This window comes from Microbacterium sp. NFH-22A-Y, from assembly GCF_021401375.1.
Classification (GTDB): Bacteria; Actinomycetota; Actinomycetes; order Actinomycetales; family Microbacteriaceae; genus Microbacterium; species Microbacterium hominis.
Window position 1 is genome coordinate 55977 of sequence record NZ_JACBGF010000005.1, and the last position, 18927, is coordinate 74903.

The following is an 18927-nucleotide window of genomic DNA, read 5'->3' on the forward strand; positions in this document are numbered from 1 at the left end:
CGACGGCCGTGATCAGGCGGGTCTGCAGGCTCCAGCGCCGGCGCACGTGACGCCCGGGGGATGAGGGGGTCGTGGCGCTCACTGAGGGGCTTTGATCATGTAGCCGACGCCGCGGACCGTGTGGATGAGCGGCTCGCGTCCGGCGTCGATCTTCTTGCGGAGGTAGGAGATGTAGAGCTCGACGACCGACGAGCGACCGCCGAAGTCGTAGTTCCAGACGCGGTCGAGGATCTGCGCCTTCGACACGACGCGCCGCTGGTTGCGCATGAGGAAGCGCAGGAGCTCGAACTCCGTGGCGGTCAGCTCGATCTCCGCGTCGCCGCGCATGACCTCGTGCGAGTCCTCGTTGAGCGTCAGCTCGCCCACCCGGAGGATCGGGTCGGCCGTGCCGGCGGTCGCCGTGCCGGCTCGCCGCATGAGGCCGCGCAGACGTGCGACCACCTCTTCGAGGCTGAAGGGCTTGGTCACGTAGTCGTCGCCGCCCGCGGTGAGGCCCGCGACGCGGTCCGCCACGGCATCCTTCGCGGTGAGGAAGAGCACGGGCACGTCGTTGCCCGCGTGCCGCAGCCGCTGCAGCACCGACATGCCGTCCAGGTCGGGCATCATGATGTCGAGCACCATCGCGTCGGGGTCGAACTCGCGTGCCTGGGAGAGCGCGTCGTAGCCGGAACCGGCGGTACGGACGTCCCAGCCCTCCATCCGCAGCGCCATCGACAGCAGGTCGGTGAGCATCTGCTCGTCGTCGACGACGAGCACGCGGAGGGCCGAACCGTCGGGACGGTGGAGGGTGGGAGCGGCGGCGAGAGCGGTCATGGGTTTATTCTCGTGCCCCTCCTGTGAGGAACCTATGCCGAGCACTATGAGCCTGCTGTGTATCGCCGGCCCGCACTCATAGCTCCTGCCTAACCCGGACCGAGACGGCACATCGACGCCCCTCTTACCGTCGAGGCGTCGGCGTGGCCGCGCACACCGCAGCGGGCGCCAGAAGGGGACTCGATGTATTGGACATATCTGCGCCGCGAGCTGTCCGGCCGGAAGAAGCAGACGACGATCGTGGCCATCGGTCTCGCCGTCGCCGTCGCACTGGTGATCATGGTCAACGCGCTGTCGGCGGGCATCCGGGACGCGCAGGCCGAAGCGCTGCAGTCGGTGTACGGCGTCGGCACCGACCTCACCGTCACGGGCGCCCAGGCCGAGCCGGGCTCGGGCGGCCCCGGCAGCGGCGGCCGCTTCGACTTCGGTGAGGGCGGCGGTCAGACCGGGACCGACGGCACGACGACCCTCAGTCAGTCGCGACTGGTCACGGACTTCGGACGCAGCACGCTGGACGCCTCGGTGCTGGAGACGGTGGCGGATGTCGACGGGGTGTCGGCCGCCACGGGTGCGCTCAGCCTGACGAACATGACCTTCAGCGGCGAGCTGCCGCAGGCGCCCTCCGACGCCGGCACCGGCGACGGCACCGGGACGATGCCCGAGCAGGGGCAGGGCGGCCAGGGTGGCCAGGGCGGCGGCGGCTTCGGCGGCGGGTCGTTCGGCGTCGACTCCTTCACGGTGCTCGGCATCGACCCGTCCGCGACGGCGGTCGGACCGCTCTCGGCGGTCTCGCTGAGCGACGGGCGTGCCCTCGACTCCAGCGACGCCGGCTCCGACGTCGCGGTGCTGGATGCCACCTACGCCGCGACCGCGGACGTCGCCGTCGGCGGCACGATCGACATCGGCGGCACGAGCTTCGAGGTCGTCGGCATCGTGGCGTCCGCCTCCTCGTCGGCCGACACGGCGGCGAACGTCTACATCCCCCTCGACGTGGCCCAGACGCTGTCCGGCGCGGGCGACGTGGTGTCGGCGGTGTACGTCCAGGCGACCTCCAGCGATCGCATCGCCGACGTGCAGACGGCGCTGGCCGCCGTGCTGCCGGACGCGACCGTGAGCTCGCAGTCCGAGCTCGCCTCGACCGTCTCCGGCTCCCTCTCGAGCGCGAGCTCGCTCATCACGAGCCTCGGGACGTGGCTGTCGATCATCGTGCTCGCCGTCGCCGTCGCCCTGGCCGTGCTGTTCACGATCTCCGGCATCTCGCGTCGTACGCGTGAGCTGGGAACGCTCAAGGCGATCGGCTGGTCCAACTCGCGCGTCGTCGGCCAGGTCGCGGGGGAGTCGATGGTGCAGGCGCTGATCGGCGGTATCGCCGGTGTCGTGCTCGGCCTGATCGGCGTGGTCATCATCAACGTCATCGCGCCCACGATCTCCTCCACGCCCGCGACGACGACGGGCGGGCGAGGCCCCGGCGGCATGGGACAGGCCCCGGGAGGAGGCCAGGGCGGGTTCGGTCAGCTCGCACAGACCGCCACCGACATCGTCCTGCACGCGCCCCTCTCGGTCTGGATCATCGCGCTCGCACTCGGCCTCGCTGTGGCCGGCGGCCTCGTCGCCGGTGCCTTCGGCGGATGGCGCGCGGCCCGCCTGAGCCCCGCCGAGGCACTGCGAGCCGTCTCGTGAACGCCACCGCATCCCACCCCACCGACCCCCGTAACGAAGAGAGCTCCGACATGACCCTCATCGACCCGACCGTCGGGCGCGCCGCCGACCCCGCCGGCGCGCCCGCCTACCGGCTGACCGCCGTCACGAAGACCTACCGACAGAAGGGGCGCGAGGTCCAGGCGCTCCGGGGCGTCGACCTCGAGATCCCCACGGGAGAGTTCGTGACCATCCAGGGGCCGACCGGCGGCGGGAAGTCGACGCTCCTGCAGCTGCTGGGGGCGCTCGACACGCCGACCACCGGGAGCGTCGTCATCGGCGAGACCGACCTGGCCTCGGCATCCGGCGCGGACCTGGAGCGCCTGCGCGCCCACGAGATCGGCTTCGTGTTCCAGGCGTTCAACCTCATCCCGACGCTGACCGCGGCGGAGAACGTCGCGATGGGCCTCGAACCGCTCGGACTCGACCGGGCCGAGCGCGACGTGCGGGTCGCCGAGGCGCTCGACCACGTGGGGCTGTCCGACCGCGGCGCCCACCGCCCGGGTGAGCTGTCCGGCGGTCAGCAGCAGCGCGTCGCGATCGCGCGCGCCATCGCGAAGCGCCCCCGCGTGCTGCTCGCGGACGAGCCCACGGGCAATCTCGACGAGCACATGCGCGACGAGATCCTCGTGGTGCTCGAGCAGCTCAATGCGGAGGGGCTGACGCTGGTCATGGTGACGCACGACTCCGCGGTCGCGAAGCGCGCACGCCGTCGGCTGCGCCTGGAGAAGGGGACCGTCCGCGACATCAGCCGCTGACGCGCGACGCACCGGGGCGGGGCCTAGGGTGGCTCTCATGGCCCAGCCCCAGTGCGTCGTCTACGACGGCGGCATCGCCCACCCGATCGATGCCTCCCCGGCCGAGGCGCTCGCCGAGGCGCGCCGACGCGGCGGGATGCTGTGGATCGGGCTGACCGCGCCGACCGACGACGACGTGCACGAGCTCGCCGAGGTGCTCCACCTGGAGCGCCTCGGCGTCGCCACGGCCCTCCGCACGCATCAGCGCTCGAAGCTGGAGCGCTTCGGCGACCATCTGTACGTCGTCGTCCAGCCCTCCCAGTACGACGACACCACCGAGACGGTGCAGTGCCGAGAGGTGGACCTCTTCGTGGGCGCCGACTTCTTCGTCGTGATCTCCGGCGACGGCGCGGTCGACGTCGACCGGCTGCGCGCGCTACTCGACGAGCATCCCGACATCGCCGCGCGCGGACCGCTGGGCGTGCTCTGGGGGACCTTCGAGTACGTCACCCGGGGCTACCGCGACGTGATGGACGGCATCGAGCACGACATCGACGAGATCGAGGAGGAGCTGTTCGGCGAGGACGAGGGCGTGTCCCGGCGCATCTTCGCCCTGCAGCGCGAGGTGATCGACCTGCGACACGCGACGGCGCCGCTGCCGGCCATCATGGACAGGCTCGAGCACTACGTCGCCCTCCGGACGCCGAACGGCGAGGCACCCGGCTACCGCGAGCTCGCCGACCGGGCCCGGTACATCGACGCGCGGGTCGCGGCGTTCCGCGAGACCCTCGACAACGCGCTGACGATCCACGCGACGCTCGTCGACCAGCGTCGCAACGATCAGATGAGCGAGATGACGCGCCGGAGCATCGAGCAGAACGACCAGGTCAAGAAGATCTCGTCGTGGGCGGCGATCGGCTTCGCGCCGACGCTCGTCGCCGGCATCTACGGCATGAACTTCCAGCACATGCCGGAGCTGGCGTGGCCCTGGGGGTATCCGTTCGCCCTCGGGCTGATGGCGGCCGTGAGCGCGGGGCTCTACGTGGTCTTCAAGAAGAAGGACTGGCTCTAGGCGTTTCGGCTCACGGCTGCGCCGCGCGCTCAACGACCGGTGGTTGCCGTCCCGGTCGTTGAGCGCGCGCAGCGGGTCGAAACGCCCCGCTCAGCCGCGTCGCCCGCCTCAGTGGGTGTCTTCGGCCTCGATCTCGGTGCGGTCGCCGGACCACAGCGTGTGGAAGGTGCCGGGCTTGTCGATGCGCTTGTAGGTGTGCGCTCCGAAGAAGTCGCGCTGACCCTGGATGAGCGCCGCCGGCAGACGCTGTGCGCGCAGGCCGTCGTAGTACGCGAGCGACGACGAGAACGCGGGCGCCGGGATGCCGGCGGCGGCGGCCCGCGCCACGATGGTGCGCCAGGCATCCTGCGCACGCGTGAGCGCGTCGACGAAGTACGGCGCCGTCAGGAGCACCGCGAGGTCGGGCTCGGCGGCGTAGGCGTCGGCGATGCGGTTGAGGAACTGGGCGCGGATGATGCAGCCGGCGCGCCAGATCTTGCTGACCGCGCCGAGGTCGATCGACCAGTCGTAGTGCGCGGCGCCGGCGCGGATCTCGTCGAAGCCCTGCGAGTAGGCGACGATCTTCGAGGCGTAGAGGGCCAGGCGCACCTGCTCGATGAACGCATCGGCCTCCGCGCCGCTCAGGGGCGCGGCGCCGTCGTCGTCCGGTCCCGGAAGGCCTCCGGAGATCGAGCGCTGCTCGGGGTGGCTCGACAGCGACCGGGCGAACACCGCCTCGGCGATGCCCGAGACGGGCACACCGAGGTCGATCGCCGTCTGCACGGTCCAGCCGCCGGTGCCCTTGGCGCCGGCCTGGTCGAGGATGACATCCACCAGCGGCGCACCGGTCTCGGCATCCACCTGGCGCAGCACCTCGGCCGTGATCTCGATGAGGTAGCTCTCGAGCTCGCCGGTGTTCCACTGCGCGAACACGTCGGCGATCTCGGCGGGGGTCTTGCCGGTCGCGCGACGGATGAGGTCGTAGGCCTCGGCGATGAGCTGCATGTCGGCGTACTCGATGCCGTTGTGCACCATCTTCACGAAGTGGCCGGCGCCGTCGTGACCGATGTGGGTGACGCACGGCTCGCCCTCGGCGACCGCCGCGATGGAGCGGAGGATGGGGCCGAGCGTGACCCACGCCTCGTCGGGACCGCCGGGCATGAGCGACGGGCCGAGGAGGGCGCCCTCCTCACCGCCCGAGACGCCCATGCCGACGAAGTTGAACCCGCGCTCGCGCACGGCCTTCTCGCGACGGATGGTGTCGGTGAACAGGGCGTTGCCGCCGTCGATGATGATGTCGCCGGGCTCGAAGACGTTCATCAGCTCGTCGATGACCGCATCGGTCGGGCCGCCGGCCTTGACCATGATCAGCGCCGTGCGCGGCTTCTGCAGGCTGGCGGCGAACTCCTCGTAGGAGAAGGCGGGCACGAAGCCGGCTTCGGGGTGCTCGGCGACGAGCTCATCGGTCTTGGAACGCGACCGGTTGAAGACGGCGACGGTGTTGCCCTCGCGCGAGGCGAGGTTGCGGGCGAGGTTCGAGCCCATCACCGCGAGCCCGACGACTCCGATGTTGGCCGTGGGCGACACGGGCGTGGTGGTCTCGGCAGCGGTCTGTTCGGGCACGTCGAACTCCTCAGGGATCAGTCGGGGATTCACAAGTCAGCGTAGTCCGCCGCGGGGGTCGTCGGCGCAGCATGACGACGGGCGGTGAGCCGACGCGTCACCGAGATGTCCCGGTCGCCGAGTCCCTCCGCGACGATCTCGTCGAAGATGTTGCGCAGGGCGGGCAGCAGAGCGGGGTGGATGCCGGTGGCCCCGGCCACGTCGGCGGCGAAGCCGAGATCCTTCACCATGTATTTGGCGGCGCCGGAGGGGGAGTCGTCGCCGGAGACCAGTCGGTGCCGCCGGCTGGTGAGGAGGTTCGAGCCCGCGTAGCCGCCGGACAGGAGCGCCCACAGGGCGTCCAGATCCAGCCCCGACCGCGCGGCGAGCTCGGTCGCCTCGCCGAGCGCCGTGATGGTCGCCGCGACGACGAGCTGGTTGCACGCCTTGGCGACCTCGCCGGCGCCCAGCGGTCCGAGATGTACGGCGCGCCCGCACGGAGCCAGGAGCGCCGCCGCGCGGGCCGCGTCGTCGCCGGCGCCGCCGATCATGATGGACAGGGTGCCGTCTTCCGCGCCGTCCGCCCCGCCGGAGACGGGACAGTCCACGACCCGGATCGCCCCGCCGCTGGTCCGATGGAGACGCTCGGCGAGCGCGCGCACGCCGGTGGGCGACGAGGTCGAGCCGATCATCAGCAGCAGGGCGTCCGCGCCGGCGAGCAGCCCGTCCTCGCCGTCCAGGACGGCTTCCAGCTCGGGGAGGTCGGGGAGCATCACGAGGATCGCGTCGCTGCGGGCCGCGAGCTCGCGCGGTGTCGCGACGAGCGTGGCACCGCCGGCCTCGAGGTCGGGGCGCGGGGATCGCGTGAACACGCTCAGGGATCCGCGGGCGTGCAGCAGGCGACGCGCCATCGGCGCTCCCATCGCGCCCACACCGATCACGCCGAGGCGGACGTTCTCGTCATCGAGAGGAAGGGTCATGGAGGCCACGATAGCGGCTGTCCAACAGGATGGACAATGTTCAACAAAGTGGACGTGCGATAGAGTGGTGATCACGCCCACCCGATGAAGGGATCACGCATGTCGGACACGTCGATGGAGATCACCCCGTCCCCCGATGCGGGGTCCCCGACGGCGCCGTCGCTGCGCGCCGTCGCCGCCGTGCCGCTGCGGGAGGAGCTCTGCCGCCTCATCGAAGCGCTCGAGCCGCGCGTGCAGCTGGTGCGCGATCACGAGCTGGTCCCCCCGATGCGCGGTCCGGCCGACTGGTCGGGCGATCCCTCCTTCCGGCGCACGCCGGCCCAGCAGGAGCGCTACGAGCGCATGGTGGACTCGGCCGACGCGCTGTTCGGCATCCCCGATGTCGAGCCGGCGGCCCTGGCGCGCACCGTCGCCGCCAATCCGCGTCTGCGCTGGGTGATGACCACCGCCGCCGGCGGCGGTGCTCAGGTGCGCGCGGCGCAGCTGGCGCCCGAGGCGCTGGAGCGGATCGTCTTCAGCACCACCGCGGGCGTCCACGGTGCGGCGCTGGCCGAGTTCTCCGTCTTCGGCATCCTCGCCGGGGCGAAGGACCTGCCGCGGCTGCAGCGCGACCAGGCCGCGCGGGAATGGCCGTCGGCGCGCTGGGAGATGCGCCACCTGGACGAGCTCACCGTGCTCGTCGTCGGGCTGGGGGGCATCGGCTCCGCCTGCGCGGAGCGGTTCCACGCGCTCGGTGCGCGTGTCTGGGGGACGACGCGCTCGGGAGAGCCCGTCGCCGGCGTCGATCGGCTCGTGCCGCTCGACGAGCTCGCCGACGCGGTGGCGCAGGCGGATGCCGTCGTCGTCACCCTTCCCGGAACGGAGCAGACGCACCACCTCATCGACGCGCGCATCTTCGCCGCGGCGCGCCCCGGACTCCTCCTGGCCAGCGTCGGGCGCGGCAGCGTCATCGACGAGCGTGCGCTGCTGGCAGCGCTCGACGACGGCACGGTCGCCTTCGCGGCTCTCGACGTGTTCGAGGTCGAGCCCCTTCCGCGCGAGTCCCCGCTCTGGTCGCACCCGCGCGTGCTGGTGAGCCCCCACACGGCGGCACTGAGCAGTCGCGAGGAGGAGCGCATCGCGCGGCGGTTCGCGTCGGATGCGACGCGGCTGCTCGATGGCGCGCCGATGCACGCGGTTGTCGATACGGTCGAGTTCTACTGACGTCCGCGCGTGCCGGCGGACTCCGCGCGAAGGAGGACCATGAGCGACGACCTCGATGACCGCGCCGGACGCGACCCTGCGCCCGCCGTGACCCGCAGCATCCGCCTGCTGGAGCTTCTGGCCGAGGCGCGCCGACCGCTCAACCTCACCGAGATCGCCGGAGGGCTGGGGCTGGCGAAATCGTCGACCGCGAACCTCTGCCTCGCGCTGGAGGCGGCGCGCATGATCGAGCGCGGTGCCCAGGGGTACCGCCTCGGACTGCGCACCGCCGAGCTGGGCGGCGCCTTCGCCGCGCAGTTCAACCAGGTGCGGGAGTTCTACGACATCTGCGACGCCTCGCCGGTGCTCGCCGGCGAGCTCGTGCAGATCGCGATCCTCGACGGTGCCGACGCCCTCTACATCGCCCGGCACGAGGGGTCGCGCTCGCTGCGCATCGGGACCCCGTTGGGCTCGCGGCTGCCCGCGGCCCTCAGCGCGACGGGGCGGGCGATGCTCTCCACGCTGACGGATGCCGAGGTGACGGCCCTCGTCGGGCGGGACGCGGTCTTCCCCCCGGTGACGCAGAACTCGACGCGCGATCTGGCGGGGCTGCTGAGCCGGCTCGTCGAGGCGCGCGAGCGCGGGTGGGCACTCGACGCCGAGGAGTCGTTCCCGGGCATCGTGGGCGTCGCCGTCCCGCTCGAGGGGTGGGCGCCGGGCGACCCGCAGCTCGCGATCGGTGTCGGCATCCCCGTCGCCGAGGCGACGCCGGAGCATGTCGACGCCGTCGCCGCGGCTCTCCGTGACGTCGCGCGCCAGCTGACGAACCCGTTCAGCGCGGCCGCACGTCGCGGCTGACGACCTCGCGCCGGCCCGGGAAGCGATCTTCTGCGCGCCGACTGCGTTCAACATATTGAACTATGTCCACTGGGTTGATACTCTGATCGCACACGCGGCCCAGCCGTGCCGATCAAAGGAGATGGCAGTGACAGAGCTTCGACCCCCCGTCACCGCGAGTGCGGCCGACGACCCCGAGTACGCGGCGAACCTTCGCCGGGCCACGCTGGCCTCCAGCATCGGCAGCGCGCTCGAGTACTTCGACTTCGCCCTCTACGGGCTGTCGACCGCGCTGATCTTCAACGTGCTCTTCTTCTCGCAGGACGACCCGGCGATGGCGACGGTGGCGGCGTTCGCGACCTTCGGCGTCGGCTTCGTCGCCCGCCCGTTCGGCGGCCTGTTCTTCGGCGTGCTCGGCGACCGCCTCGGGCGCAAGTGGGTCCTCGTCATCACGATCCTCCTGATGGGCGGAGCCTCCACCGCCATCGGCCTGCTGCCCACCTATGCGCAGATCGGCCTGTGGGCGCCGGCCCTCCTCGTGCTCATGCGCCTTCTGCAGGGCTTCGGCGCCGGCGCCGAGCAGGCGGGTGCGACCGTGCTCATGGCGGAGTACGCCCCGGTGCGCCGACGCGGCTTCTTCTCGGCGCTGCCGTTCATCGGCATCCAGGCCGGCACGCTGCTGGCCGCCGTGGTCTTCAGTCTGATCACCCTCCTGCCCGATGACCAGCTGCTCACGTGGGGGTGGCGCGTCCCGTTCCTGTGCTCGTTCGCCCTCATCCTCGTCGCTCTCTTCATCCGCATGCGCCTTCGCGAGACGCCGACGTTCGTCGAGCTGGAGAAGCATGAGCAGATCAACGACCGTCCGGTGCGGGAGATCTTCGGCCACGGCCTGCCCGGCGTGATCGTCGGCATCGGTCTGCGGATGGCCGAGAACGGCGGCTCGTACATGTTCAACACCCTCGCGCTCACCTTCTTCGTCGCCGTCGCCGGGCACAACGCCGACAAGAGCCTGCTGACCTGGGGCGTCACGCTGGGCTCGCTCATCGGCATCTTCACCGTCCCGCTGTCGGGCGCCCTGTCGGATCGGATGGGACGGCGCACCGTCTACCGGATGGGCTCGCTGTTCCTGCTCGCGTACGCCTTCCCCGCCTGGTGGCTGCTCACCCTCGGCAACCACGCGATCGCCATCGCGGTGATCGCCGTCGGCATCGGCTTCGGGGTGAACGTCATGCTCGGACCGCAGTGCGCGATGCTGCCCGAGCTGTTCGGCAACCGCCACCGCTACCTCGGCGTCGCGATGGCGCGCGAGCTGTCCGCGGTGCTCGCGGGCGGTCTGGCCGGCGTGCTGGGTGCCTACCTGATCGCCGTCAGCGGCGGCAACTGGGTGCTCCTCGGCATCTACATGGCCACGCTGGCCCTCATCACCACGGCCTCCACCTTCCTCGTCCCCGAGACGCTGCGGCGAGACCTCACGCGCCTGGACGACGCCGTGAAGGTGTCGCGCGACGAGTCGGGGGAGGGCGTGTCCTCCACGACCGTGACGATCCGGACGGTCCGCTGGTGACGCGGTCCGCGCGTCCGGGGCAGTTCGCGGGGGAGTTCGCGGGGGACTTCCCGTGCTGATCGGTCGCGCCCGCATCGGAGGGGAGATCGTCGATGTGAGGTGGAGTCCCGACGGTCCGGTCCCGATCGGCTCGCCGTTCGCGGCCTTCGCGTCGGGGACGCTCCCGGTCGACACCGGCGCGCCGCGAGGGGATGCCGTGCTGCTGGCGCCGGCCGACCCGGGGGTGCTCGTCGGCATCGCGCAGAACGGCCCCGATCACGTCGCGCCCGTCCAGGCGTGGCTGAAGAGCCCCCGCACGGTGGTCGCCTCCGGCGTCGCGGTCCGCCTGCGCCGTGACGCGGGCCGCACGGTCGCGGAAGGCGAGATTGCGGTCGTGATCGGCCGCGACACCGCCGGTCTCACCGCGCAGACGGCGGAGCGCTATGTGCTGGGCGTGACCGCCGTGAACGATCTGTCCAGTCCCGATCGTGCGACGGTGGACGTGCGCAACTTCGAGTCCAAGTCGGGCATCGGCTACACGCCGCTCGGCCCGTGGATCGACACCGCGGCCGACATCGACCGCGTCGCGCTGCGTCTCGAGATCGACGGCGCGGCGGTCGCCGAGACGGATGCCGCGGCCCTGCCGGTCCCGATCCGCGACTGCCTGGCCTACGTGGCGTCGTGGACGCCGCTCGGCCCCGGCGACGTCGTGATGATGGGGGCGCCGTTCAGTGCCGGTGAGGTGAGGCCGGGTGAGCGGATGGATGTCGTGGTGGGCGCGGTGCGCCTCACGACGCCGACCGCGTGAGGGCGGCGTCCCGGTCAGAGGTGAGCGACCTCGCGGGAGACGAGCGTGAGGTGCTCGCGCGCCGAGGCCTCGGCCGTCGCCCCGTCGCGGAGGGTGATCGCCCGGGCCGTCGCCACGTGCGCTTCCAGCGTCCCCACGCGCGGCATTCCGGGGGTGAGGCCGCGCACGGCGCGTCCGCGCAGGATCTCGGCGATCGGCGCGCTGAGCTTGCCGAACAGCGGATTGCCGCCCGCCTGCAGCAGCAGCGAGTGGTAGGCGATGTCGACCTCGAGGTACTCGTCGGAGTCTCCGAGTCCCTCGGCGCCGAGCTCGCTCAATCGCACGGCCAGCTCCAGGAGCCGCGCGCGGTCGGCATCGCTGCCGCGCTCCGCCGCCACCCGGGCGGCGATCGGCTCCACGGCGATGCGCAGCTCGGTCAGCTCGACCAGCACGTCGCGGCGGCGCGGGCCGTCGAGGCTCCACTCGATGACGTTCGCATCGAGACTGTCCCATTCCTCCCGCGGGCGCACGACCAGGCCGACCCGGCGTCGGGAGCGCAGGAACCCGTGGGCCTCGAGCACGCGCACCGCTTCGCGCACGACGGTGCGGGAGGCCGCGAACTCCTGCTCCAACGCTGCGACGGTCATGCCCGTGCCGGGGCTGAGCTCGCCGCCGGCGATACGGCGGCCGAGGGTCTCGACGATGTGCGCGTGCGACGCGGTCGGGGTCGTGGGGGGCATCGGTGTCCTTCTGTCCCGGCCCACGCTACCGGTGCGGGTGCGCCGCGGAGGAGGGGTCGCCGGGAAAAAGTATGATCAATGGGTTGCAATAAGTACTACTTTTGTGTCAGCGTGGTGACGCCGCCGGGAACGACCCCGGCGCATGGACGATTCATCGGAGAAGCCCCATGCAAGACTGGACACAGACCCTGGGCGCCGTGCCCCTGCTGCTCATCGCGGCCGGCGCGATCGCCCTGATCCTCGTCCTCATCATCGGAGCGAGGATGCACGCCTTCCTCGTGCTCGTGCTCGTCTCGCTGCTCACGGCGCTCGTCACCGGCATCCCGATCGACAGCGTGGGCAAGGTGCTCATCGACAGCTTCAGCGGCACCGTCGGCGCCGTGGCGCTGCTCGTGGGTCTCGGCGCCATGCTGGGCGCGCTCGTGGAGACGTCGGGCGGTGCGCGCGTGCTGGCCGAGAAGATGGTGTCCGTCTTCGGTGAGAAACGGGCCGCGTTCGCCCTCGGCGTGGCCTCGCTCATCATGGGATTCCCGATGTTCTTCGACGCGGGACTCATCGTGATGCTCCCGGTGATCTTCGCCGTCGGACGACGCATCGGCGGCAAGCACATGCTGCTCTACGGCATCAGTGCCGCTGCCGCGTTCTCGGTCATGCACGTCTTCGTGCCGCCGCACCCGGGGCCCATCACGGCCAGTGAGACGTACGGAGCGAATCTCGGGCTCGTCCTCCTCATCGGTCTCGTCGTCGCGCTGCCGACGTGGTACCTCACCGGCTACCTGTGGGCGAAGTTCACCGACAAGCGCATCCCGCTGGCGATCGTCGACCTCTTCGGCGGCCGCGACGTCGAGCCGACCAACCCGCCCAAGGCCGGCACCGTCATCGGGGTGCTCGCGATCCCGCTCGTGCTGATCCTGCTCAACACGGGCATGTCGGCGCTCGTGTCCGCCGGGGTCGTGGACGGCACGCTCGTCTGGGTGCAGGCGCTGCGCCTGATCGGCACCAGCCAGATCGCCCTGCTCATCTCCGTGCTCGTCGCCCTGTTCGTGCTCGGCACCCGCCGGGGTGTGCACGGGACGGCGCTCGAGAAGATCGTCGATTCCGCCCTCGGGCCCATCTGCTCCGTCGTGCTCATCACCGGCGCCGGCGGCATGTTCGGCGGCGTGCTGCGGGCCTCCGGCATCGGCACCGCGCTGTCCGACTCGCTCGCCTCGATCGGCATCCCGGTCATCTTCGCCGCCTACCTCATCGCGGTCGTCCTGCGCGTCGCCCAGGGCTCGGCGACGGTGGCCCTGGTCACGGCCGCGGGCCTGGTCTCGCCCGCGGTCCTCGCCGCCGGCTTCAGCCCCCTGCAGGTCGCCTGCGTCGTCCTGGCGACGGCCGCCGGGTCGGTCTTCGCCGGCCACGTCAACGACTCGGGCTTCTGGCTCGTCGGGAGGCTGATGGGCATGGACGTGAAGACGACGCTGAAGACCTGGACCGTGCAGCAGGCGCTGGAATCGGTCGTCGGCTTCGCCTTCGTCCTCGTGATCTTCGGGGCGGTGTCCCTTGTCTGAGCTCTTCGACCTCACCGGCCGGCTCGCCCTCGTCACCGGGTCGTCGCGCGGCCTCGGACAGAGTCTCGCCGCAGGCCTGGCCGATGCCGGGGCGCGGGTCGTGGTGCACGGCCGCGATCGCGCGACGGTCGACGCCAGCGCCGACCTGCTGGCCGAGCGGACCGGCGCGCGCGCGGAGACGGTCGTCTTCGACGTGACGGATGCCGCGGCCGTCGAAGCGGCGATCGCCGAGCTGACGGCGCGCGTCGGCGTCCCCGACATCCTGGTCAACAACGCCGGCATCCAGCGCCGCGCCCCGTTCGCCGAGTTCTCGGTGTCGGACTGGGACGACGTGATCGCCACGAACCTCTCGAGCGCGTTCTACGTCTCGCGTTTCGTGGCTCCCGGCATGATCGCGCGCGGCTCGGGCAAGATCATCAACATCGCCTCCGTGCAGTCGGCCCTGGCCCGGCGGACGATCGCCCCGTACTCGGCCAGCAAGGGCGGGATCGCCCAGCTCACCCGGGGCATGGCCGCCGACCTCGCCGGCCACGGCATCCAGGTCAACACGCTGTCGCCGGGCTACTTCGCGACCGAGATGAACGCGGCGCTCGTGGCCGACGCCGAGTTCACGGCCTGGGTGTCGCAGCGCACGCCGGCGGGGCGCTGGGGTCGGGTGTCGGAGCTGCGGGGTCCGCTCGTGTTCCTGGCCTCCGCGGCGAGCGACTTCGTGAGCGGGCAGAACCTGTTCGTCGACGGCGGCATGACCGCGGTCGTGTGATCGAGAGAAGAGAACGATGGATGCTGTTGTCATCAGCGCGCGCGAGGCGCTGACGGTCGAGGACCGCCTGCTGCCCGCCTGCGCGCCCGGACAGGTGCTGCTGCGCGTGGGGTACGTCGGGATCTGCGGATCGGACCTGCACTACTACTTCGACGGCGCGAACGGCGCGTTCGTCGTGACCGAGCCGCTCGTTCCCGGGCACGAGGTGTCGGGCTGGGTCGCCCACGACCCGTCGGGGGCGCTGGCCGAGGGGGCGCCGGTGACGGTGCATCCCGCGCGCTTCGGGCAGCGCACTCCCGCGCTCGCGGAGGCGCCGCATCTCTGGCCCGGCGGCTCGTACCTGGGTAGCGCCTCGACGACGCCGCACACCCAGGGGGCGATGGCCGCGTACGTCACTGTCGAGGCGTCGATGGTGCGCCCGCTCCCGGACACGCTTCCCGTGCGTCGCGCGGTCCTGGCCGAACCGTTGGCCGTGGCGCTCCACGGGGCCTCCCGGGCGGGGGAGATGACCGGCGCGCGCGTGCTGGTGTGCGGCGCGGGGCCGATCGGCCTGCTGGCGGCGGTGGCGGCCCGCGCCCGCGGGGCCGCGAGCGTCGAGGTGTCGGATCTCCTCCCCGAGGCGCTGGAGCGCGCGAGCGCGGTCGGTGCGGATCGCGTCTGGCGGGTCGGCGTCGATGCGATCCCCGATGACGCCTACGACGTGGTCCTGGAGTGCTCCGGGGCCGCCGCCGCGGTGAGCACGGCGATCGCGGCGGTGCGCCGACGCGGCACGGTCGTGCAGATCGGGATGCTGCCGAACGAGCCCCGCCCCGTGAACCTCGCCCCGCTCGTGGCGAAGGAGGCGACGCTGCGTGGGGCGTTCCGCTTCCTGGACGAGATGGAGGAGGCGATCGGGCTGCTGGACGCGCAGCCCGCCGTCGAGAGTGTGATCACGCACGAGTTCTCGCCGCGCGAGGCGGTCGCCGCGTTCGAGACCGCCCGCCGATCGGCTGTGAGCGCGAAGGTCGTCGTCGCCTTCACGGGCGCCGGGGCGACGGAGGGATGACGATGGTGCACCGCGCAGCGCGCATCGTGGTCATGGGGCCGAGCGGGTCGGGCAAGACCGCCGTCGGCGCCGCCCTGGCCGTCGATTTCGGCGTCGATTTCGTGGACGCCGACGATCTGCACCCGCCGGCGAACGTCGCCAAGATGGAGTCGGGCGTGCCCCTCGACGACGACGACCGGATGCCGTGGCTCGATGTCGTGGGCGCGCGGCTGGCCGCGTCGCCGGGACTGGTGATCGCCTGCTCCGCTCTGGCCCGTCGCTACCGCGACCGCATCCGCGCCGCCGCGCCCGACGTCCGTTTCGTGGAGCTGCGGGTGTCGCGGGCGGAGCTGGATCGGCGCATGCGGTCGCGTCAGCACTTCATGCCGGTGGCGCTGCTGGAGTCGCAGCTCGCGACCCTCGAGCATCTGGAGGCCGACGAGGACGGCGTCGCCGTCGACAACGTCGGGGGCATCATCGAGGTGGCCGGCCGCGCCCGCGGGCTGCTGGACGCGGCGCCGCACCCGTAGCCGGCCGACGCGCCCCGGCGGGGGAGCGTGCACCGGCCGTCGCCCCGATACGCTCGAATCGAGGCGCGTCGGGGGCACGGGGGCGGCGGGCCGAGGGATGCCGAACGGAGGTCGAGATGGCGCGGATCGTACTGATGGGGTCGACGGATGCCGCGGTCGAGCTCACCGGAGCAGCGCTCGCCGCGCGCCTGCGTGCCCGCTACATCGACGGCGACGAGTTGCGGCCGCCCGCGCGCCGGCGGCGTCGCCGCGGGGAATCGACGCCGGCGGCGTCGGATGCCGAGATCTGGCTGGATGCGCTTCGTCTCGTCCTCGTGGAGGCGTCTGCGGTCGTGGTGACGACGGGCCCCCTCACCCGCGTCGCCCGAGACGCCGTGCGCGCGCGCGTGCGCGACGTCGTCTTCGTCGAACTGGTCGGCCGCCAGAGCGTCGGCGAGCCCCTCACCCAGGACGAGGCGGGCTTCCGCCTGGCGGCGGGCACCGATCTGCAGGCCGTGGTCGATCGGGTCGCCGATCTGCTCACGGCGCCGTGAGGTGCGCCGCCCCGGGCGGAGGCGCGGCGCGGCGGTACCGGATCAGTCCTTGCGGTAGCCGGAGCGGCCGAGTGTGAAGAGGGCCCCGATGACGGCGACCGTCGCCCCCACCGACATGAGGCCGATGATCCACAGGAGTGCGTGCGACATCCAGCCGTAGTCCATGGGTTCCTCCGGAGTGAGAGACGGGTGAGCGGGGCCGCGGCCGCGCGAGCGCGCCCGATCCGGGCACCGTCTCCATGCTAGCGGGGTCGCTGATAGACTGATGTCCTCCCTCGGCGAGGGATGCCGCGCGTACTCGCACCGGCATCCGTGATCGACGCGGTGTTGCGGGCCCACGCGACTCGGACGACAGTCCGGGCGGGCTCTCCTCACGTGCACACGTTCGAGTCGAGACCCAGACCCAGACCAGGGCGCCACAGCCCGCAAGGAGAATCCATCATGTCGACCGAGACCGACACCAAGGTCATCGCCGAGCTTCGCGAGAACTTCGGCAAGGGCTTCGCCCGCCGCCTGCGCGCCGCCGGCCAGATCCCCGCCGTCATCTACGGCCACGGCACCGACCCGGTGCACGTCGCCCTGCCCGGCCACCAGGTCGCGCTGCTCATCCGCCGCGCCAACGCGGTGCTCGAGCTCGACGTGAACGGCACGCAGCAGCTCACGCTGGTCAAGGACGTCCAGAAGGACCCCGTGCACCAGATCATCGAGCACATCGACCTGCTCGTCGTGAAGAAGGGCGAGAAGGTCCAGGTCGACGTTCCCGTCGTCGTGCTGGGCGAGCCCTTCGCGGGCACGATCGTCAACCTCGACAACGCGACGGTGTCGCTCGAGGTCGAGGCCACCCACATCCCCGAGAACGTCGAGGTCGACGTCGAGGGACTCGAGGACGGCACCCACATCACCGCCGCCGACCTGAAGCTGCCCGCGGGCGCGTCGCTGGTGACCGAGCCGGAGACGCTCATCGTCGCCATCTCGGTGCCGGCTGCGACCAACGCCGAGGCCGACGAGATCGAGGCGGCCGACGAGGCCGTCGCCGAGGAGCAGTCGGAAGAGGCCGCCGAGTAATCGACGCGTCATGACCGGAGCCCGCCGCCACCGATACTGGTGGGGCGGGCTTCGTCGTCCCGCGATCAGTGGAGGAGAGGACATGCCCGAGACCTGGCTCGTGGTCGGCCTGGGAAACCCCGGCGCACGGTACGAGAGCACCCGGCACAACGTCGGGCAGATGGTGATCGCGGAGCTCGCCGCCCGCCGGTCCGAGACGCTGCGCGCGCACAAGGCCCAGGCCCGGGTCGCGGAGACCTGGCTGCGCCCCGGCGGCGCGAAGCTCGTGCTCGCGGCGCCGAACTCCTTCATGAACGTCTCCGGCGGTCCCGTCTCCCAGCTGGCACGGTTCTACGACATCCCGGCGGAGCGGATCGTCCTCGTCCACGACGAGCTCGACATCCCCTTCGACACCGTGAAGCTGAAGACGGGGGGCGGTCACGGCGGTCACAACGGCATCCGCGACGTCGCGAAGGCTCTCGGCACGCCGGACTTCCCGCGGGTGCGGGTGGGGATCGGTCGCCCGCCCGGCAGACAGGATCCCGCGGACTGGGTGCTCGACCCGTTCTCGAGCGCGGAGCGCGCCGCGCTGCCCGTGCTCGTCTCCGACGCCGCCGACGCGGTGGAGCTGCTCGTCGAGGACGGCCTCCTCGCGGCGCAGCAGAAGCACCACGCACCGCGCTCCTGACCTCGCGGGCGAGGCCGGGCGTCCGTTCTCGGACCGGGGCGGCTCAGTAGTACACGGGCGTCGCGGCGACGATACCGACGATGACCGCGGCCGTGACGGCGACGCCGTAGAGGATCGGGCCGGCCGCGGCCACGATGACGGCGGCGATGCCCTGCCCGCGCCCGCGCCGCGTCGCGATCGCGACGATGCCCTGCACGAGGGCCCACAGGCCCAGGACGGTCCCCGCCCAGAAGCCGATCTCGGCCCAGAGCACGAGGCCGCGCACGGGGCTGAGCAGTGCCAGCACCTGGTCGTCGGAGAGGTTCTCCAGCGCCGCGGTCGAAGACACCCCCGCGTGTGCGACCGCCCCGCTGGCGGCGGCGAACGCGGTGACGGTGCTCAGCACCGTCGCGAGGACGACGGCGACGATCGCGACGATGAGCGCGATCGTGCCGAGGGCGCGTGACGGCGACGCGGCGGGTGCCGCCGCGCCCGGATACCCGGGTGCGGTGGCATAGGTCGGGGCGGCGCCGTGAGTCGGGGCGGCGCCGTACGTCGGCGCGGGTGCCGGCGCGGAGCTCGGCGCGGGCGCGCCCGGAGCGGCGACGGGAGAGGGGGCGGCCTGAGGGGGCGCCGCGGGGTGGGGGACGGCCGCCGGCGGGACGTAGACGGGAGGCGCCCCGGGAGCGGGCTGGACGTAGCCGCCGCTCGTTGCGGGGGCCGCCGGCGCGGTGGGCTCGAGGGGCGCAGCGGGCTGCGGGTTGTCGCTCACGTGCTCATCCTAGGCAGAGCCGCCGCTCGGCGCGCGTCGGAGCGGCGTCGCGGCGAGCGGCGCGCAGCGTCCGG

The 18927-nt window shown here is 72.1% G+C and carries 19 protein-coding genes; 14 read left to right on the forward strand and 5 right to left on the reverse strand.

All coding sequences use genetic code 11. From position 1 onward, the window contains the following. Positions 1 to 78: 78 nt before the first annotated feature. Complete coding sequence (locus L0965_RS15565) at positions 79 to 813, reverse strand: response regulator transcription factor (protein ID WP_060959825.1); 735 nt, start codon at positions 811 to 813, stop codon at positions 79 to 81. A gap of 183 nt (positions 814 to 996) precedes the next feature. Here L0965_RS15565 and L0965_RS15570 point away from each other — a divergent pair, with 183 nt between their 5' ends. From L0965_RS15570 to L0965_RS15580, 3 genes are read left to right on the forward strand one after another with little or no spacing between them, the layout of a single operon-like run. Beyond that, positions 997 to 2493, forward strand: a complete 1497-nt coding sequence (locus tag L0965_RS15570) for an ABC transporter permease (protein WP_101306009.1) — start codon at positions 997 to 999, stop codon at positions 2491 to 2493. A 50-nt stretch (positions 2494 to 2543) separates the two neighbouring features. Continuing rightward, entirely contained in the window at positions 2544 to 3269 is a 726-nt protein-coding gene (locus tag L0965_RS15575) for an ABC transporter ATP-binding protein (RefSeq protein ID WP_234058001.1), read from the forward strand. A gap of 37 nt (positions 3270 to 3306) precedes the next feature. Further along, a complete protein-coding gene (locus L0965_RS15580) occupies positions 3307 to 4320 on the forward strand; it encodes a magnesium and cobalt transport protein CorA (RefSeq protein ID WP_101306010.1) in 1014 nt (337 codons plus the stop codon). A gap of 108 nt (positions 4321 to 4428) precedes the next feature. Here L0965_RS15580 and gndA read toward each other — a convergent pair whose 3' ends face one another. After that, entirely contained in the window at positions 4429 to 5922 is a 1494-nt protein-coding gene (gene gndA, locus L0965_RS15585; protein ID WP_101307199.1) for an NADP-dependent phosphogluconate dehydrogenase, read from the reverse strand. A 29-nt stretch (positions 5923 to 5951) separates the two neighbouring features. Then, entirely contained in the window at positions 5952 to 6881 is a 930-nt protein-coding gene (locus L0965_RS15590; protein WP_101306011.1) for an NAD(P)-dependent oxidoreductase, read from the reverse strand. A 99-nt stretch (positions 6882 to 6980) separates the two neighbouring features. Here L0965_RS15590 and L0965_RS15595 point away from each other — a divergent pair, with 99 nt between their 5' ends. The 4 genes from L0965_RS15595 (at position 6981) to L0965_RS15610 (ending at position 11251) form a co-directional block, all read left to right on the forward strand. Continuing rightward, positions 6981 to 8084, forward strand: coding sequence for a D-2-hydroxyacid dehydrogenase (locus L0965_RS15595; RefSeq protein ID WP_232784023.1), 1104 nt, complete (start codon positions 6981 to 6983; stop codon positions 8082 to 8084). 39 nt (positions 8085 to 8123) lie between these two features. After that, positions 8124 to 8921: an IclR family transcriptional regulator gene (locus tag L0965_RS15600; RefSeq protein ID WP_061782180.1), complete on the forward strand. Its 798-nt coding sequence runs from the start codon at positions 8124 to 8126 to the stop codon at positions 8919 to 8921. Positions 8922 to 9042: 121 nt separating this feature from the next. Continuing rightward, entirely contained in the window at positions 9043 to 10464 is a 1422-nt protein-coding gene (locus L0965_RS15605) for an MFS transporter (RefSeq protein WP_060959820.1), read from the forward strand. A gap of 52 nt (positions 10465 to 10516) precedes the next feature. Next, positions 10517 to 11251 (forward strand): fumarylacetoacetate hydrolase family protein, encoded by a 735-nt coding sequence (locus L0965_RS15610; protein ID WP_101306012.1) that lies wholly within the window; start codon positions 10517 to 10519, stop codon positions 11249 to 11251. Positions 11252 to 11265: 14 nt separating this feature from the next. Here the strand turns inward: L0965_RS15610 and L0965_RS15615 are convergent, their stop codons facing one another. Next, positions 11266 to 11970: a FadR/GntR family transcriptional regulator gene (locus tag L0965_RS15615; protein ID WP_060959818.1), complete on the reverse strand. Its 705-nt coding sequence runs from the start codon at positions 11968 to 11970 to the stop codon at positions 11266 to 11268. 167 nt (positions 11971 to 12137) lie between these two features. Here L0965_RS15615 and L0965_RS15620 point away from each other — a divergent pair, with 167 nt between their 5' ends. The 7 genes from L0965_RS15620 to pth all read left to right on the forward strand — a co-directional run bounded on the left by L0965_RS15620 (position 12138) and on the right by pth (position 18102). Beyond that, positions 12138 to 13523, forward strand: a complete 1386-nt coding sequence (locus L0965_RS15620; protein WP_060959817.1) for a GntP family permease — start codon at positions 12138 to 12140, stop codon at positions 13521 to 13523. Continuing rightward, on the forward strand, positions 13516 to 14283 hold the full coding sequence (locus L0965_RS15625) for an SDR family oxidoreductase (RefSeq protein WP_060959816.1): 768 nt from the start codon (positions 13516 to 13518) through the stop codon (positions 14281 to 14283). The genes L0965_RS15620 and L0965_RS15625 overlap by 8 nt, the downstream gene beginning before the upstream one ends. Positions 14284 to 14299: 16 nt before the next feature. Then, a complete protein-coding gene (locus L0965_RS15630; RefSeq protein ID WP_101306013.1) occupies positions 14300 to 15328 on the forward strand; it encodes a zinc-binding dehydrogenase in 1029 nt (342 codons plus the stop codon). A 2-nt stretch (positions 15329 to 15330) separates the two neighbouring features. Further along, positions 15331 to 15837: a gluconokinase gene (locus tag L0965_RS15635; protein WP_101306014.1), complete on the forward strand. Its 507-nt coding sequence runs from the start codon at positions 15331 to 15333 to the stop codon at positions 15835 to 15837. Positions 15838 to 15953: 116 nt separating this feature from the next. Further along, positions 15954 to 16370, forward strand: a complete 417-nt coding sequence (locus L0965_RS15640; RefSeq protein WP_101306015.1) for a shikimate kinase — start codon at positions 15954 to 15956, stop codon at positions 16368 to 16370. A 441-nt stretch (positions 16371 to 16811) separates the two neighbouring features. After that, entirely contained in the window at positions 16812 to 17435 is a 624-nt protein-coding gene (locus L0965_RS15645; RefSeq protein ID WP_060959812.1) for a 50S ribosomal protein L25/general stress protein Ctc, read from the forward strand. 82 nt (positions 17436 to 17517) lie between these two features. After that, the gene (gene pth / locus L0965_RS15650; RefSeq protein ID WP_060959811.1) at positions 17518 to 18102 is read left to right on the forward strand and encodes an aminoacyl-tRNA hydrolase; all 585 of its coding nucleotides are present in this window, start codon (positions 17518 to 17520) and stop codon (positions 18100 to 18102) included. Between the two features lie 43 nt (positions 18103 to 18145). Here the strand turns inward: pth and L0965_RS15655 are convergent, their stop codons facing one another. Continuing rightward, a complete protein-coding gene (locus L0965_RS15655) occupies positions 18146 to 18853 on the reverse strand; it encodes a hypothetical protein (protein ID WP_198553691.1) in 708 nt (235 codons plus the stop codon). Positions 18854 to 18927 lie beyond the last annotated feature (74 nt).